Annotated in this window: 13 protein-coding genes; 9 read left to right on the top strand and 4 right to left on the bottom strand. The window is 43.2% G+C overall.

Translation table 11 applies throughout. The annotated features are described in order from the left end of the window. Positions 1 to 9 precede the first annotated feature (9 nt). From GO495_RS11790 to GO495_RS11755, 7 genes are read left to right on the top strand one after another with little or no spacing between them, the layout of a single operon-like run. Positions 10 to 507, top strand: a complete 498-nt coding sequence (locus GO495_RS11790) for a type VI secretion system amidase effector protein Tae4 (protein ID WP_157299873.1) — start codon at positions 10 to 12, stop codon at positions 505 to 507. 5 nt (positions 508 to 512) lie between these two features. Beyond that, positions 513 to 1,286 carry a hypothetical protein gene (locus GO495_RS11785; RefSeq protein ID WP_157299872.1) on the top strand — a complete coding sequence of 258 codons (774 nt, stop codon included), beginning with the start codon at positions 513 to 515 and terminating at the stop codon, positions 1,284 to 1,286. A gap of 12 nt (positions 1,287 to 1,298) precedes the next feature. Next, the gene (locus GO495_RS11780) at positions 1,299 to 3,146 is read left to right on the top strand and encodes a type VI secretion system Vgr family protein (RefSeq protein WP_157299871.1); all 1,848 of its coding nucleotides are present in this window, start codon (positions 1,299 to 1,301) and stop codon (positions 3,144 to 3,146) included. Between the two features lie 8 nt (positions 3,147 to 3,154). Next, positions 3,155 to 4,495 carry a hypothetical protein gene (locus tag GO495_RS11775; protein WP_157299870.1) on the top strand — a complete coding sequence of 447 codons (1,341 nt, stop codon included), beginning with the start codon at positions 3,155 to 3,157 and terminating at the stop codon, positions 4,493 to 4,495. A gap of 10 nt (positions 4,496 to 4,505) precedes the next feature. Next, positions 4,506 to 8,648 (top strand): RHS repeat-associated core domain-containing protein, encoded by a 4,143-nt coding sequence (locus tag GO495_RS11770; protein WP_157299869.1) that lies wholly within the window; start codon positions 4,506 to 4,508, stop codon positions 8,646 to 8,648. A gap of 34 nt (positions 8,649 to 8,682) precedes the next feature. After that, a complete protein-coding gene (locus tag GO495_RS11765; protein ID WP_157299868.1) occupies positions 8,683 to 9,249 on the top strand; it encodes a hypothetical protein in 567 nt (188 codons plus the stop codon). 13 nt (positions 9,250 to 9,262) lie between these two features. Next, positions 9,263 to 9,826 (top strand): hypothetical protein, encoded by a 564-nt coding sequence (locus GO495_RS11755; protein WP_170302666.1) that lies wholly within the window; start codon positions 9,263 to 9,265, stop codon positions 9,824 to 9,826. 48 nt (positions 9,827 to 9,874) lie between these two features. Here the strand turns inward: GO495_RS11755 and GO495_RS11750 are convergent, their stop codons facing one another. After that, positions 9,875 to 10,720 carry a DUF1266 domain-containing protein gene (locus tag GO495_RS11750; RefSeq protein ID WP_157299865.1) on the bottom strand — a complete coding sequence of 282 codons (846 nt, stop codon included), beginning with the start codon at positions 10,718 to 10,720 and terminating at the stop codon, positions 9,875 to 9,877. A 270-nt stretch (positions 10,721 to 10,990) separates the two neighbouring features. On the opposite strand from GO495_RS11750, the gene GO495_RS11745 reads away from it, so the two are divergent. Then, positions 10,991 to 11,626, top strand: coding sequence for a redoxin domain-containing protein (locus tag GO495_RS11745; protein WP_157299864.1), 636 nt, complete (start codon positions 10,991 to 10,993; stop codon positions 11,624 to 11,626). Positions 11,627 to 11,689: 63 nt separating this feature from the next. Continuing rightward, positions 11,690 to 11,953 (top strand): hypothetical protein, encoded by a 264-nt coding sequence (locus GO495_RS11740; protein ID WP_157299863.1) that lies wholly within the window; start codon positions 11,690 to 11,692, stop codon positions 11,951 to 11,953. 3 nt (positions 11,954 to 11,956) lie between these two features. Here GO495_RS11740 and GO495_RS11735 read toward each other — a convergent pair whose 3' ends face one another. The 3 genes from GO495_RS11735 to dnaK form a co-directional block, all read right to left on the bottom strand. Further along, positions 11,957 to 13,201, bottom strand: a complete 1,245-nt coding sequence (locus tag GO495_RS11735) for a DUF6807 domain-containing protein (protein WP_157299862.1) — start codon at positions 13,199 to 13,201, stop codon at positions 11,957 to 11,959. A 17-nt stretch (positions 13,202 to 13,218) separates the two neighbouring features. After that, positions 13,219 to 14,232 carry a dipeptide epimerase gene (locus tag GO495_RS11730; RefSeq protein ID WP_157299861.1) on the bottom strand — a complete coding sequence of 338 codons (1,014 nt, stop codon included), beginning with the start codon at positions 14,230 to 14,232 and terminating at the stop codon, positions 13,219 to 13,221. 88 nt (positions 14,233 to 14,320) lie between these two features. After that, positions 14,321 to 16,225, bottom strand: coding sequence for a molecular chaperone DnaK (dnaK, locus tag GO495_RS11725; RefSeq protein WP_157299860.1), 1,905 nt, complete (start codon positions 16,223 to 16,225; stop codon positions 14,321 to 14,323). Positions 16,226 to 16,342 lie beyond the last annotated feature (117 nt).

The following is a 16,342-nucleotide window of genomic DNA, read 5'->3' as shown; positions in this document are numbered from 1 at the left end:
TCAGTGTTTATGGGACTTAAGAAATTTCCGTCTTTTAATACATTATGGAGTAGCTATCCGCACGACAGAGATGCTCCTCCCGGCAGCAGCCACGCAATGCCGTGCGATGAGAAAGACCGCAATGGAATGTATCAGTACGAAAACCAGTGCGCTATCAGGATGTCATACTGTCTTATTAAATCAGGAGTAAGCCTGGCCAATTATACAGACCCGAAATGTACACACGGTTATGCAAGGGGCGCTGAAAGCCTGGCTACATGGATATGGCGTAATTACGGTAAACCAGTGATCATTGATTGTAATAGTGCTGCACAGAAAAACGATTTCATCAGTAATCAGTATTGGTCTAAGAACGGCATTATCTTCTTTAAGGACTTTTACGGGACAAATAATTCAGGAGATCATATAGATCTGTTATATCACGTAAACGCTCAGATACAGACAGCCACCGGAGATTATACGAATGATAATCGTGTGAAACAGATCTGGTTCTGGGAAGTAAATTAAAGTCTATGAAAAGATCCATTTTGTATATAACCCTTTTACTGGCATTCGCGACTTCTGCTATTGCACAAACTATAACAGTAGACAACGCAATATGGATGCCTAAAAGTTACCTGGATGCCCGCAAACAACATCCCCCGGAAGATTCCTTCTGGAAATCCGTAGACTTTTCAAAATACCTCAGCCCTATTTCTTCTCTGCGTATCCTCTCTGATAATGTCAGCATCTATACATATGGTGCGGAATATTTTCCTGTACATGTCAGTAAGGAAAAAGTATTGCCCGACAGGAAGGTATGGCAGCTGGACAGACCCATCTTTAATGGCGGACAATCTTCTTTGTTTGAAGATGCCTCTTTTACATTAATCAGTCATAATGATAAAAAAGATCTGTGGCTGGGTATTGCTAACAAAGAGGGAAGAACAGATTCTGTACAGTTTGAGAAAGTACCAAAAGAAAAGGCCGGCACTCCTTTATGGATGCATACCAATAACTATCTGGCTTACTATTTCAGAGGCAAACGGTTCGACGTATACGATGAAAACGGTAAGCTGTTATATAATAACATGCAGACCAATGCAAACGGGAACCTGAGCGGGTTACCGGGATATAATGCCTGGACCATCACATCAGGCAGTACTTTTCAGTTAACATCCAATAAACAGGGAGTGATCACTTTCTCTGGCTTTACTGTAACATTCAATGGAGCAGACGTTGTACTGCATCCCCAACAAAAGGAAGGCCTTCTCAGCAAGCCTCTTATTCTGAAAGAAAAGAAATAAAATATTAACATCATGGCGCTTAATACAAAAACTTCTTTTTCCATTGCCGGACAACAGTTCGAAACGTTTCATACGATAGAACTGCGACAATATATTAACGGTCATCACGATTTTGAGATATATGTCAGCTATGACTGGTTTGAAAAACTGGGTGGAGGTATTTCAGGTGCCGCTACCAAATTCCTCGGAGAAGAAGTAGAGATCAATGTAGCACCGGCAGAGCAACTCTCTGGTGTAAAAAACCTGATCTTCAAAGGAATTGTGATGAACATTACCACTGGTAAACAGGGCGATGGCACACATGGTCATTGCATCATCAAAGGACAAAGCCCAAGCATACTACTGGAAGATGATCCGCACATTGCGGCATTCGAAAATAAATCATTATCGGATATTGTTTCTGCTACGGTGAAAAGCTATCCTCCCAATGTACTCAGAACGACTATCAGTCCTGAGACAAAAGAAACACAGAAGTATATTGTTCAGTATAAAGAAACATCTTATTCCTTTATTAAAAGATTATCTGAAAGATATGGGGAGTGGTTTTTCTATGACGGACAGCAACAGGTATTTGGTAAATATACGCCACAGAAAACGGTACTTACCCACCAGGTAGATCTACTTGATTTTAACATTGAATTATCAGTACGGCCGAATAATGCACGTCTCAACGGATACGACTATCGCCAGGATACTGTAGTGGAAGATAATACGCAGGCGAAAGAAGTAGGTAAGATGAATGCCTATTCACAACATGCGCATGAAATAAGCACGAAGTTATACAGTCGCGAAGGCTTATATAAAATGAACTATGCCTTCAACAGCAGCGCCAAATCACAGATAGATAAAATGACCATGCTGAAGAAGAAAGGGCAACTCGCTAAGATGGTTACATTAAAAGGCAGCAGTACCAATCCTTCTTTCCGTATCGGCGATACTGTCAGTATCAATGAATCTGCTTTCTCTCAGGAACAGCATCACGGGGAATTTATGGTTACCGGTATACGCCATTACTGTAGTGCCAACGGCAGCTATCATAACATATTTGAAGGTATACCCGCAGACGTTGCTACCCCACATGTAGACCTCAGTAACATCCCCTATTGTGAGCCTCAATCTGCTACCGTTGTAGAGAATAATGACCCTAAAGGATTAGGCCGTATCAAGGTGAAGTTCCGCTGGATGCAGCAGGGGCAAACACCCTGGATAAGGGTTGTATCTTCTTCCGGTGGTGGAGATAAAGGGTTATTTATTATGCCTGAAGTAGGAGAAGAAATTATAGCAGAGTTTGAAGGCGGTAATGCAGAACAACCCTTTGTAATAGGCAGTACCTATAATGGTAAAGCCAAAAGCAGTTACGGCAATGCAGGCAATGATGTGAAAGCGCTCAAAACGCGCAGTGGTAATATGATCGTGCTGAATGATGCTGCAGGTAGTGTAACTGTTACTGATAAAAACGGCAGCTCCATGGCGATGGATGGCGCCGGTAATATCACTATCAATTCACAGACACTGGTGACCGTGAAAACAGATGATCATATTATAGTGGATGCGCCTAATAAGATAGAATTTATCTCCAAAGAAATTCATATTAAAGGGTCTGAAAAAGTGGTGATCGGAGAAGGACCTGCACAGATTACTGTAGATAATAAAGCGAATAAAATAGATACGGCAGCAGATAAAGTCACTACAACAGCAGATACCCTGCATGAAATGATCAGTACTGCTAATATGAAGCTGAATGCAGAACACTATGAGGTAATAGGAAAAACCAAAGTAGATATCAGCAGTCTGAGTATTAAAATGAACGGTAATACCACTACTGATATAGTAGGTGGAATGGTGAACATTAACTGTTAAGCTGTATTATGAATGAACATAATCCCATAGCCCAACTGGTCAATAATATACAACGTACCTGGCTGGAAAAGACAAGCGGCAAACCGGCATTGAAGCTGGTGAGAATGGTGATAAAGCCGGAAGAATCGCGTGTATATGAAGGTTTCGTGAAACTGGAATCTTCTGCTCATGGCAGCTTACCGGAAGTATTCGTTACCCACCTTACTGATTTCGAAGATGAAGATACTTACAGTGCAGCACTCATAAAAGACTGGCTGGAAACTTACAATAACAGTACTGCGCTGTTACAGGAGATGGAGCAGCGTAATGCTGGTTTTACATGGGACCCGAAGCCTTTTGCACAGGGAAAAAGTGATGAGGATTTATTGCTGATGCTGGCCTCCTTTCAACGTGCTTTGCCCGCGAAACAACAACTGGTACTGGTGCTCTTACCCAGACAGGTCAGCAATACCCGGGACATGAAGAACTGGCTGACGACCATCCTCAAAAAAGGTATTCCATCAGGTGTGAAATTGCTGGTACTGGACCATCTGAATAACGAACAGTTTGCGATGCACGACCGGCAATTCCCGGACATGTTATGTACCATTCACGTGTCTATGGACCTGCATGCAGCCATTCGTAAACTAGGCGGCAGCGGCGATCCTAACAACCCGGAGATCATGATGCGCAAGTGCGTATTTGAAATGGGGGAAGCGCTCAAAGATAAAGATGTTAAACGTCTGCACCGCTGGGGACAAGCGGCGCTGGACTGCACACAAAAAAGCGGTAACAAGGGATTGTTCGCTACTGCGCATATTATGTATGCAGGTATGCTGTTCCATTTTAAAAGAGATCCACAGATACCGTTGTTACTGGAACGCGGACAGCGTATATCCAAACAGGGGGTACAACAGGGTGATACAGCCTGTTTACCCTTGCTGGTGCAGTTTTATGGTTACCAGGGCGCCTATGCACAGATACGCAGGCGCTTTACAGAAGCCATTAACTGGTTTATACAACAGGCAGAGATGGCACAACTGCATAACTTCTCCCAACAGGCTTTAAATGCCTGGTACCAGGCAGCTGAGTTATGCCGTCGCAAAGACGCCGGCCGTTATTATGATATCCTCGAAAAAGGTTATCTGGCCGGATTACCACTATCTGATGAAGAAGTAAGCGCCTCTATATACATCTATCTGTTACGTGACTATTACGATCATGCGCACGCTAACAAAATGACCGACGTGATCAATGGCATCGATGAAAAGATGGGCCGTTTATTTGGGGCCGACTGGAAAACTGATGTCGATACCATCCGGAAAAACCGGATGCCTATGAACCTGCCTCTGGAAATGGAGAACCTTTAAAAAAACGCGTATGCTGGTTAGCAATAAACACTTTATTCCCGTCATAGGGCTGGATATACATATTGTTATATTATTCGGCTTCCCCATTCCGCTGCCACATCCTTATATTGGATTTGTGCTGGACCCCATGGATTATATTCCATTTTTAGGCGCTACTACCAAAGTGAATCATGTACCCAGAGGGGTGAGTGATACCAGTGGTATCATCGTCATTCTCTTTCATATTCCCATGGGTGGGCCCTGGTTGCTGGCTCCTATGATAGGCCATGATTCCGTGAACTTCTTTGGCAGCAAAAAAGTAATGGTGGAAGGAAGAATGATGAGCCCTTCCGGACATATGCTCATGACCTGTAATGATATCGGTCTTCCGCTTTCCTTAAAACCAGGTAAGAAGCTGAAACCTATTCCAAGTATGTACCTGCCTACCTCCTTCTCTATCCCCCTCTCCTTTGGTAAACCGGTAATGGTAGGTGGTCCTTTTGTGCCCGACTGGGCAGGCGTATTAATGAACCTTGTGATGTCCTTTGGTTTCGGTGCACTGATGAAAGGCTTAGGTAAAATCGGGCGTAAGCTGACAACTAAATTCAATCATGCACTGAAGGGAAAATTAGGCAGCAATAAACTGAGTAAGTTCCTGTGTAAAAAGGGCTTTGAGCCGGTAGACCTGGTGCAGGGCATTGTGATATATGATGGTCTTGATTTTGAATTGCCAGGGCCTATTACCTTAATATGGAAACGTTCCTGGAACAGTGACAGCTCTCATGAAGGATTACTGGGGCATGGCACGCATCTGTCTTATGATATGCGGGTGCATGAATTTGCAGCAGAAGGGGCTACAGCGGTATTATTAGAAGACGGACGCAGTGCGATGTTCGATCTGCTTCCTTTTAGCGGTGACAATGAATATAATCGTCATGAAAAACTGACATTAACAAGAAGTGATATCGATGAATACCAGTTGTACAATCATGAAGAACAACGGTATTATACCTTCCGTAAAACACATCCCGCAGAAAAACACTACCGGCTTTCTTCCATACATAACAAAGCAGGCTTTATTATTACCCTGCATTATAACAGTAAAGGCCATCTGCTGCGCGTAACGGATAGTGTTGGCAGACATTTACATATTGAGAATGATAAAGCAGGACGTATTACCAGTGTAACTGCGCGTCATCGCGGAGAAGAACAGCTGATGGTATCTTATGCTTATAATGAAGAAGGAGATCTGATCACTATTACGGACGCACTGGAACAATCCAATCATATCGTTTTTCATAAGCATCTGATGATAGAGAAACAAGACCGCACCGGTCAGCGTTTTTACTGGGAATATGATGCAAAGAAACGTTGTGTGCATACATGGGGCGATGGTGGATTACTGGAAGGCTTCATTGAATATTATCCGCAGGAAGGATATAATCTTGTTACTAATTCACTGGGACAAACATCTACTTATTATTATACACCTGACTTTGTTGTTCACCAGGTAAAAGATGCTTCAGGCAATTCTACTTTTACCAACTATACACCAGATTTTGAGATATACCAGGAGATTGATGAAGAAGGTACTCTCTCCGGTTATACTTATGATGAAAGAGGTAATCTCGCTTCTGTAGTACAACCTGATGGCAATGCTTATTCATTCTCTTATAATGAGGATGGTAATATGATACTGGGCGTAGACCCTGAAGGGAACAGCAGTTCTTATATCTATTATCCGTCTAATGGTTTGCTGCATACGGTGACTAAACCTGATGGTACTATACAGGTGTTCCGTTACAATCAACAACAGTTGTTATCGCGTGTGGAAGACCTCAATGACAACGCTACGCTGATGGAATATGATGAGGACTTTAATCTCGTCTCCATGGTGTTACCGGATGGAGGTATTGCACGCTGGACCCATGATGTATGGGGACAATGCACCAGCAGCAGTAATCCATTGAATCAAAAACAAACCTACCGTTATGATAACCTGGGACGTGTTACCTCAATGGAAACACCCGATGGGAATTATACGCAACTGGAATATGATGCCTATGACCAGGTGTTACGTGCCAGTGATAAACATCATGATGTACGTTTTACTTATACACCATTGGGCAGTGTGAGAACAAGAGAAGAACATGGTGCTAAAACACACTACGTTTATGATACAGAAGATCAGCTTCATACCATTGTAAATGAGCACGGAGAAACGTATCGCTTTGTACGTAATGCACGCGGAGAGATCATACAGGAAACAGGATTTGATGGCATTACACATCGTTTCATACGCGATACTACCGGTAAGGTTGTGAAGACAGAGCGGCCGGATGGAAAGAGTACACTGTATGAATATGATTATGCTGGTATGCTGGTGCGCAGTGAGCAGCATGACGGCAGCTGGTCTACTTTCAACTATGACCGCAACGGGCAGCTGATCGAAGCCGTAAATGAAAATACTACGGTACAGTTTAAGCGGGACGCATTAGGACGGGTAGTAGAAGAATGGCAAAACGGGCATATTGTAAAGAGCAGTTATGATGTAAATGGTAAACGTAGTTCCCTGCAAAGTTCTCTTGGTGCCAGGATACAATTGCATCGCAATAACATGGGCGATGTAACCACTATGAAAGCATATGCCGCCGGATTAAAAGATGCATGGTCTGTAGAGATACAATATAACCTGCTGGGACTTGAAACAGAAAGGATCTTAACCGGTGGTGTTACAAGCAGTATGACCTACGACCAGGCGGGTATGCCGGCATCACATACGGTGAATAATAAAACACGTACTACCCGCAAATGTTATTATCGCTGGGATGTGAATCAGCGGTTGAAACAGATGGTGAATGCGCTGAATAAGAGTACGGCTAAATTCGGGCATGACGACTTTGGGAACCTTGCGTGGGCGCAATATGAAGATGGGCAGTTTGATTACCGCCAGCCGGATAAGACGGGCAACCTGTATCGTGCAGCTACGCATAAAGACCGTAAATACGGTACTGGCGGACAGGTGAAAGAAACACCTGAAGCCCGCTTTGAATATGATGCAGAGGGATTTCTGGTGAAGAAGATCATGGCCGACCATAAGGTGTGGTTGTATGAATGGTCTGCCAAGGGAAAGCTGACGAAGGTAACAAGGCCGGATAATAAAACGGTGACGTTTGAGTATGATGCATTGGGGAGAAGAACGGCGAAGATATTCCAGCAAAAGATTACCCGTTGGGTGTGGGATAATGATACGCCATTGCATGAGTGGGTATATACAGCAGATGAAAGACCTCAGACAGTGATAGATGAACTGGGCAATATCACGGTATCACCAGAGCCGGTACCTGAGGAAACACTGATCACCTGGGTATTTGAAGGGGATTCTCATATTCCTGTTGCCAGGATCATCAACGGAAAGCAATACTCTATTATCTCTGATTATTTAGGTACTCCCTGTCAGGCCTATGATGAAGCAGGAGAAAACATCTGGTCCTGCGAATTGGATATTTATGGAAAGGTACGTAAGTTAGCAGGGTCAAAAGGATTCATCCCTTTCAGGTACCAGGGGCAGTATGAAGATGTTGAAACCGGGCTGTATTATAACAGGTTCAGGTATTATAGTCCGGATGAAGGAAGTTATATCAGCAAAGACCCGATAGGACTGGATGGTGGCAGCAGGGCCTACAGTTATGTAAATGATCCCAATGCAGATTTTGATTTCTTAGGTCTGCATCCGGTTTTTGATGAAGATTTAGCTAAAATAGCCAGGGAAGCGCATAATGCACTTAAACGTAATATACCTGATAAACCTGAAATAGGTTTTAACCAGTCCACTGTATCTATTGGAGAGGGTACATTACCCAGTGGAGAGAAACAGTTGTTTGCTTCCGGCAATGGAGCAAAGCTGACACCGAAGCAGAGACAGATATTGATAGATCATGGTATTCCTGCGGAGAATATTTATAGTGGGGTAGCCAAAATGGAGCAACCAAGACCCACCAGTAAATTAAAATCTGTACGGAAGGCCTATAATCTCAATAACCATGCAGAAAGGGTCATTATCAGGAATGCACCGGAAGGGACCAAGTTCAAGAAATGGGGAATTTCATGGGGGCCTAATCAGAAGAATGCGGCTTGTGACAATTGTAAACCTCATGTGAAATGTGCTTCGTAGATATTATATACAGCGTGTTTTATAAAATAATAGTATGGCATTACCTTATGTAACATATACGAAGGCAGTAAAGAATGATTTAACAGCGCTTTCATTTGAGAAATTACTTTTCTTTGGTACCTGGTGCTGCGAGCATCTTGATAATAAATATGGCAGTTACCTGGATGAACTGGGATTTGTGAAAGAACATACCTTGATGACAAATACTATATCATTTCTCTGGAACATCATTGACAGTAACGCAGTGATTGATGAAGCAGCTGTAAAAAAACAGCTGAGGATGTTGTTGAATATGGATATGGATTATGAGTTTGATTTTGCTAAACCAAAGGATTGTGGTGTGTTAAAGTTAATGGAAGGTATTGAGCGTATGCTGAACTATCTGAAGAAAAAGAATCCGGAAGATGTGCTGGCCTGCGCTTATTATCCATTGGATGTACTGAATGCATTTAAAAACAGTAAACTTGATCCTTATACGACTCCGATGAAAAGTGGTGTTGATGATCCGTATTTTAAGGAAGAACTGGACACACAACACAAATTGCTTACTTATTTAAAAGATCATAACGTAACAAGCGCAGATAAAAATATTTTCAGATAATAATAAAACAGCAATGCAATTAACTTATACCTCGTTTGACAAAACAATCACGGAAGATTTCAAACAGCTTCCATTTGAAAAGTTATTGTTCTTTGGCACCTGGTGCAGCCAGTACCTGTATTCCAAATATGCAAAATATCTGAAAGAGAAGGACGATGTTGAAGGATATGCCGTATTAACCGATGCACTGTCGTATCTGTGGACAGTGGTAGATAATCCTTCTGCTATTGATGAATCGGTTGTGGATTCGCACATTGATAATCTGCATACGATAGATATCGATGATTTTGAACTGGAAGAAACCAATGATACCGGTATCATGAAAGTAATGGAATGCCTGGAGAGTGCGCTGGTATATATTGAAGAGCAAAATTATGAGTTCATTGTAGCCTGTGCGTATTTTCCGCTGGATGTAGTGGATGTCATCCTGACCAATGACCTTGGGCTGGATACGAATGATCCGAATAAACATATTGATCATCCTATATCGAAAGAAGAGTTTGATACGCAGTTTAAAATGATAGAATATTTAAAGACGCATGAGGTAACAAGCAGCGATAAACATCTTTACAGATAAGAGCAATTTTTTAGTGATGGTGCAAAGCACCATCACTAAAAAATTGCTTTAGTTGATAGACATATATTTATAGATACTGTAATCTCCTGTCATCATATCCGCTACATCTTTCGCGTATTGCGGCGTATCGGTTTCTCCCCCACCCCAGAATGCACGACCCAGTAAGAAGTCTTTATAATATGCCTGCCAGCTGGTATAATTCTGCTGTGCAGCGAGGCTTACTTTTTTCAGCCATGCAGTGGCTTCGTCCCTTGTAAGGTAACCTGCCTGGTAGCCTATGCAGATATTGTTTACATAACGGGCATAGTCCCATGCTTTGATACCAGCTTTGCTAAAGTCGCTGTAATTCGCTTTGATGAATGCAAGTCCGAGCACAGATGCTTTATCGAGATCGTACTTCTTAAGATCGATCTTTTCTACATCGGCATTAGCGCCGCCGTTTTCATCCAGTATTTTGCGCAGGAAGGCATATTGTGTCTGGTGACCTTCATCCAGTAACCAGTTGAGATCTGTTTCCAGATCGGCTTTACTGTTTACTTCCCAGTATTTGGACAATGTACTCTTTGCATCTGCACCTCCGGGATCATCCTGTGGTTTGAAAGGGAAGATAAAGTATTGACTGTAGGCTTTCTGGATGCTTTTGGTAAATACAGCAGTACCGGGTGTCCCCTGCGCTACCGGTCTGATCATGCTGTTAAATACATTGTCTGCGCCGCCATAACCGTGGAAGAAATATACTCCGGCCAGCATAAATGGGTATAACTCATTGTCCCTGATAGCAGTAACTTCCTTTGTACTGTCTATGCCTTGTTGCGTTCCTTTTTTACCGGAAGAATTACAGGCAGCAATGCTGGCAGACAGTAAGATCAATGTAACTAACTTTTTTCCCGTCATTTTTAGATTTTTTCTATTTCCTCGTTTATATGTACCTAATAATCAATCATCTGATAAATACCCTACAAAACTTGTAGGGTATTAAATAATTATCCCTATCTTTGATGTGTTAATAAGAGGCAACTAACAAAATTAATTTAATATGCCTAACCGTACAACTCAAACACTGAATAATAAGCTCATTACTTCATATGCCGTCCATGGCTGTTGTTGTTGTTGATAACCGTTTCTTAAAAATCAATACAACCATTCTCATTTAAACTTAATTTTATGCTGAACAACAACAGATATGCGGACCTTTTACCTGAATTCGAACTGGACATAGTACGCAGGGCTCCCCACGAAAAAACACCGATCAAGCCATTAGTTGCAGGAGATACTCTCCCTTCTTTTCATATACACAAGAAAAACATTATTTCCCGTGCGGATATCTTAAAAACCGTAAATGGCTCATTACCAATTGCACAGTTGCTGGAGCGTCCGTTGGTAATCGCTTTCCATTCTGTACATTGGAATGGATATGGTCAGCGTCGCCTGGAAGCGTTAAGGGATATCTATGCCGATATCCGTGTAATGGGTGGTAATCTGCTGGTAGCTACTGCAGAAGACAAGACCACTTTTGACTATACCACACAGGAATTGCAGTTACCATTTGCAACGATCTTTGATCAGCATAATCATATTGCAAAGAAAGCGGGTATTTATTCTTCTACAGATCCTATCTGGGACAGGGTAGCTGGTATTGAAGAAGATGTTGCGATTCCTGCCATATATGTAATAACGCCTTCTTTGAAAATTACTTATGCTATTACGGACGCATGGTTTGAAAAAGGGCTGCCTGAAAGAGAACTGCTTTCTGCGGTATATGAGGCCAGTCAGGAAGAAGCACACAGAATTGCCATTTAATTAACCATGATCATATAACTGAGTCACCCTGTTCCGGGTGACTTTTTTTTTGTATATTGATTTATGGCTGAAAAAGAAAAATCAACATGGCTCTCCGTAATCATGAGTATTGGCGTTATCATGATGGGTGTTGGATTTGCCATTGTCCGTTATACCCAGTTCTTTGAGAAAGGAGATAACGGATTTACTCCCCGTATTACACGTATAGAGCTGTATATCTACCGGGCTGTTGGTCCATCAGGCCTTGTTACTGCATTTATCTTAATGGCCATTGCAGGGCTTTATTATACGATTTATCATATAAGAGCTATCAGAAGACAACAGTAACGTTTATCTCAAAGCTGTTACTCTTACTACCGGCGGATAGGCAAATGCCTGCCAGGCATTTTCTGCTTCTGCTGCGGTGATATCGTTTTCGTAAACCATAATGCGATAACGCTGTCTGTATTCTTTCCCGTATTCCAGGTTCCAGGGTTTCATCTTTGTGGGACTATAGTTCAGCATGATCTCTCCTCTTTCAGTATTCTCCGGCCATACACGTAAAGGCTGCGGGAAGTCGTAGTTATCCGGCGCACATAACACCAGGATACCGGCTTTTGTGTTGCCGGTGATCTTTATCCAGCGGGCACGGGTACTGTCCGCGTTGATACGGGTCTTCCCTTCTGAGGTGAGGACTTTGCTGTTGGTTGCATTCCATTCGGCAGTAGCTCTGAATCCGAAGCCTCCGCCGTAACGGTATTGCAAGAACTCTATTGGACTGGAAGCACAGGAGAGCGTAGAGGTGAAGTCCCATATGCGACGGGTCGTATCAGCGCCACAGTTATAAGCACGGACATCCCAGATTTCGTGTAAGGCGGTTTTCTCTTTGGCAGCATCACCTTTCACTGTGGCAATGTGGTCTTGCAGGGCTTTGAAGCCACACCAGATATCACCCTGCGTCTGGCTGAGGAAACTGATGAAGCGAACAGTCCCTTCTTTCTTTTGCAGGTTCCAGAAGTCGGTTTCCCTGCCTTCGAATTCGGTATGCGTCCAGGGATTCCAGATACCAACGTGGTGCCAGTGGTCCTTTGGATGTATGTTGGTGAGCACCTGCCCGTTGGGAGACCAGAGAGGGTGGATAAAGCCGCTTCTTCTATAGATGGTGTCTACACCCGCAGGTGGATTTACGACAGCATAGTTGTATTGGAGTAAGTGGTGGTTATGGTCTTGTAGTATCAGAGATCCGGAGCTGTCTATCGCCAGCATGGCCGGTGGGATTCTTACCTGCTGTACTGCTGCCAGTTTCCGGGGATCGATCTTTATCAGTTCGAAGATGCGTTGAGAGCCGGGTTTATTAATGCCGTCCAGTAACCAGGAGATCTGGTGCGGGCCTGATTGAAAAGCTACGGGTATACGCCGGGTACCTTTTACCTCTTGTAATTGCAGGATATCACTTTCTGAGAAAGTAACGTCGCAGTTTACAGGAATGTTTGTACGGCTGTATTTGCCGGATTCAACAACAAAACGGGCAATTGTTTGTGCAGGCAGTACATGTGCTGCCAGGCAACAGGTTAATAACAAAGTGAGTTTTCTCATAACGGGTTATAACGGGTTTATTTTATCAGGATTGCTCCGGTACCGGGCCTGTCTGCATAGAGGATCTTTCCATCAATGATCTTTACACCATCTGCGATATCTTCTGCTAATAATAAAGGGCCGTCCATATCTACATAATCCAGGTAAGGAAGTAAGTGTGCAACAGCTGAAGTACCTACTGTACTTTCATTCATGCTGCCGGTCATTACCTGCATACCCAATTGTTTCGCCTGGGTGATCATCCTGCGGGCAGGTGTGATACCACCGCATTTGGTGAGTTTTATGTTGATACCGTGAAAGTAGCCTTTACACTTCTTCACATCTGATTCTATGATACAGCTTTCGTCTGCGATCAGCGGAAGGGCAGATTCCTCGAATACTTTTTTCATACCATCCAGATCGGCAGCAGGCATAGGCTGTTCAATGAACTCCACTCCCAGAGATACGAATGCCGCTGCATTACGTAATGTTTCATCTACTCCCCAGGCACAGTTGGCATCTACACGGAATATAGCATCTGTATGCCGGCGCAGTTCTTTTATAATGGCAATATCGTCCTTTGTGCCGAGTTTAATTTTATAAATGGGCCATGGGAATTCTTTTAGTTTACTGACCATATTTTCTATGGTATCTATCCCGATAGTGTAGTCTGTTAAGGGGTTATGAGAGATATCCAGGCCCCATACCTCGTATAGTTTTTTGTTCAGCAGCTTTGCGTACAGATCGTGTGCAGCAAGGTCTAAGGCACACAGTGCGAACATGTTATCTTTGAAGAGCGGGTATAGGAATTCCCAGAATTCTTCCGGGGTCGTTAAAGGGAGGCTTTCGATGAATGAGCGGTGAGCGTTGATATCGTCCATCAGGCGCGGCACGGTCATGTTATAATAGGAGTTATCTGCGGTTTCACCTAATCCTGTGAGACCATCCTGTTCCAGTGCAACAACGAGTAAGGGTTGTACATCTTTGGATTTACGGGAGATGGTAAAAGTATGTTTAAACTTTAATTCAAATGGATGTAATGTCAGTTGCATATTACAAAATAAGAAGAAAAGCGGGATTGTATAACGCAAAAATGCCGCGAAGGTCATTCGCGGCATTTTGCTTTATACTTTGTGTATACTATTTCACTTCTTCAAACTCAGCGTCGGTTACACCTTCACTTCCACCGGTATTACCCTGTGGTTGTTCCTGCTGGCCAGCGCCACCGTTTGCCTGACCGTCCTGAGTAGCTTTGTACAGCTCTTCAGAAGCAGCGGTCCATGCGGTGTTCATTTCTGTCATAGCAGCATCTACCTGAGCGCCATCTCCTGCTTTATGCGCATTTCTCAACTTTTCCAGTGCGGCTTCGATTGGTGCTTTTTTATCAGCAGGGATCTTATCGCCATATTCCTTTAACTGTTTTTCAGTCTGGAAGATAAGGCTGTCAGCCTGGTTCATTTTTTCGATCTGCTCACGTTGTGCCTTATCTGCAGATTCGTTTGCTTTAGCTTCGGCTTTCATCTTTTCGATTTCGTCCTTGCTAAGACCGCTACCTGCTTCGATACGGATATTCTGAGTTTTTCCAGTGCCTTTATCCTTTGCAGTTACGTGCAGGATACCATTGGCATCGATATCGAAGATTACTTCGATCTGCGGTACACCACGTGGTGCCGGCGGGATATCATTCAGAATGAAGCGACCGAGTGTACGGTTCTGAGAAGCTAAAGGACGTTCGCCCTGCAGTACGTGAATTTCAACGCTAGGCTGGCTATCAGCAGCAGTAGAGAATGTTTCAGACTTCTTGCTTGGAATAGTAGTGTTGGATTCGATCAGTTTGGTGAATACACCGCCCATTGTTTCGATACCGAGAGACAGTGGAGTAACGTCCAGTAACAGTACGTCTTTTACTTCACCTGTCAGTACACCACCCTGAATGGCAGCACCAACGGCAACTACTTCATCAGGATTTACGCTTCTGTTGGCTTTTTTACCAAAGAACTTTTCAACAACTTCCTGGATCTTAGGAATACGGGTAGAACCACCTACCAATATTACTTCGTCGATATCAGAAGTATTTAAACCGGCATCCTTCAGCGCTTTTTTACAAGGCTCCAGGGTTCTTTCAACCAGCACATCGCTCAGTTGTTCGAATTTAGCACGGGTTAATTTTTTCACTAAGTGTTTAGGAACACCGTCAACAGCAGTGATGTAAGGCAGGTTGATCTCTGTTTCCTGAGAAGAAGACAGCTCAACTTTTGCTTTTTCAGATGCTTCTTTTAAACGCTGCCATGACATTGGGTCTTTGTGCAGGTCTACCGCTTCATCTTTCTTAAACTCATCTGCTAACCAGTCCATGATCACTTTATCGAAGTCATCACCACCTAAGTGAGTATCACCGTTGGTAGATTTTACTTCAAATACGCCTTCTCCGAGTTCCAGGATGGAGATATCGAATGTACCACCACCTAAGTCGAATACAGCTATTTTACTGTCATGATGTTTTTTATCCAGTCCATAAGCCAGTGCTGCTGCAGTTGGCTCATTGATTATACGACGTACTGTAAGACCTGCGATTTCACCCGCTTCTTTAGTAGCCTGACGCTGAGCGTCATTGAAATAAGCCGGAACAGTGATAACTGCTTCGGTAACTTCCTGGCCCAGGTAATCTTCAGCTGTTTTTTTCATTTTCTGCAGGATCATCGCAGAAATTTCCTGCGGTGTATAAAACCTGCCATCGATATCAATACGTGTAGTATTGTTATCACCACGAACTACTTTATAGCTAACGTGGCTTATTTCACCGGCAACTTCGTCGAAGTGACGACCCATGAAACGTTTCACGGACTGAATGGTGTTCACCGGGTTAGTGATCGCCTGCCTTTTAGCAGGATCACCTACTTTTCTTTCCCCGTTCTTTAAGAACGCCACTACGGAAGGCGTAGTTCTACGGCCTTCGTCATTTGCAATTACTACTGGTTCATTGCCCTCCATAACGGATACGCATGAGTTGGTAGTTCCTAAGTCAATGCCTATTATTTTTCCCATAATGATTAATATTCTCGATTGTAGTTGTAGATAGATTTGTCTTCCTGTGACCAAATGTCAATGATTATGCCAACGGGGTAGTTATGCAAATATGTCAGTTACGTCTGACAATTCGAA

The organism is Chitinophaga oryziterrae (assembly GCF_009758125.1).
Classification (GTDB): Bacteria; Bacteroidota; Bacteroidia; order Chitinophagales; family Chitinophagaceae; genus Chitinophaga; species Chitinophaga oryziterrae.
Note: the sequence above shows the minus strand (reverse complement) of the source record. Positions and strands in the feature narration are given on the sequence as shown.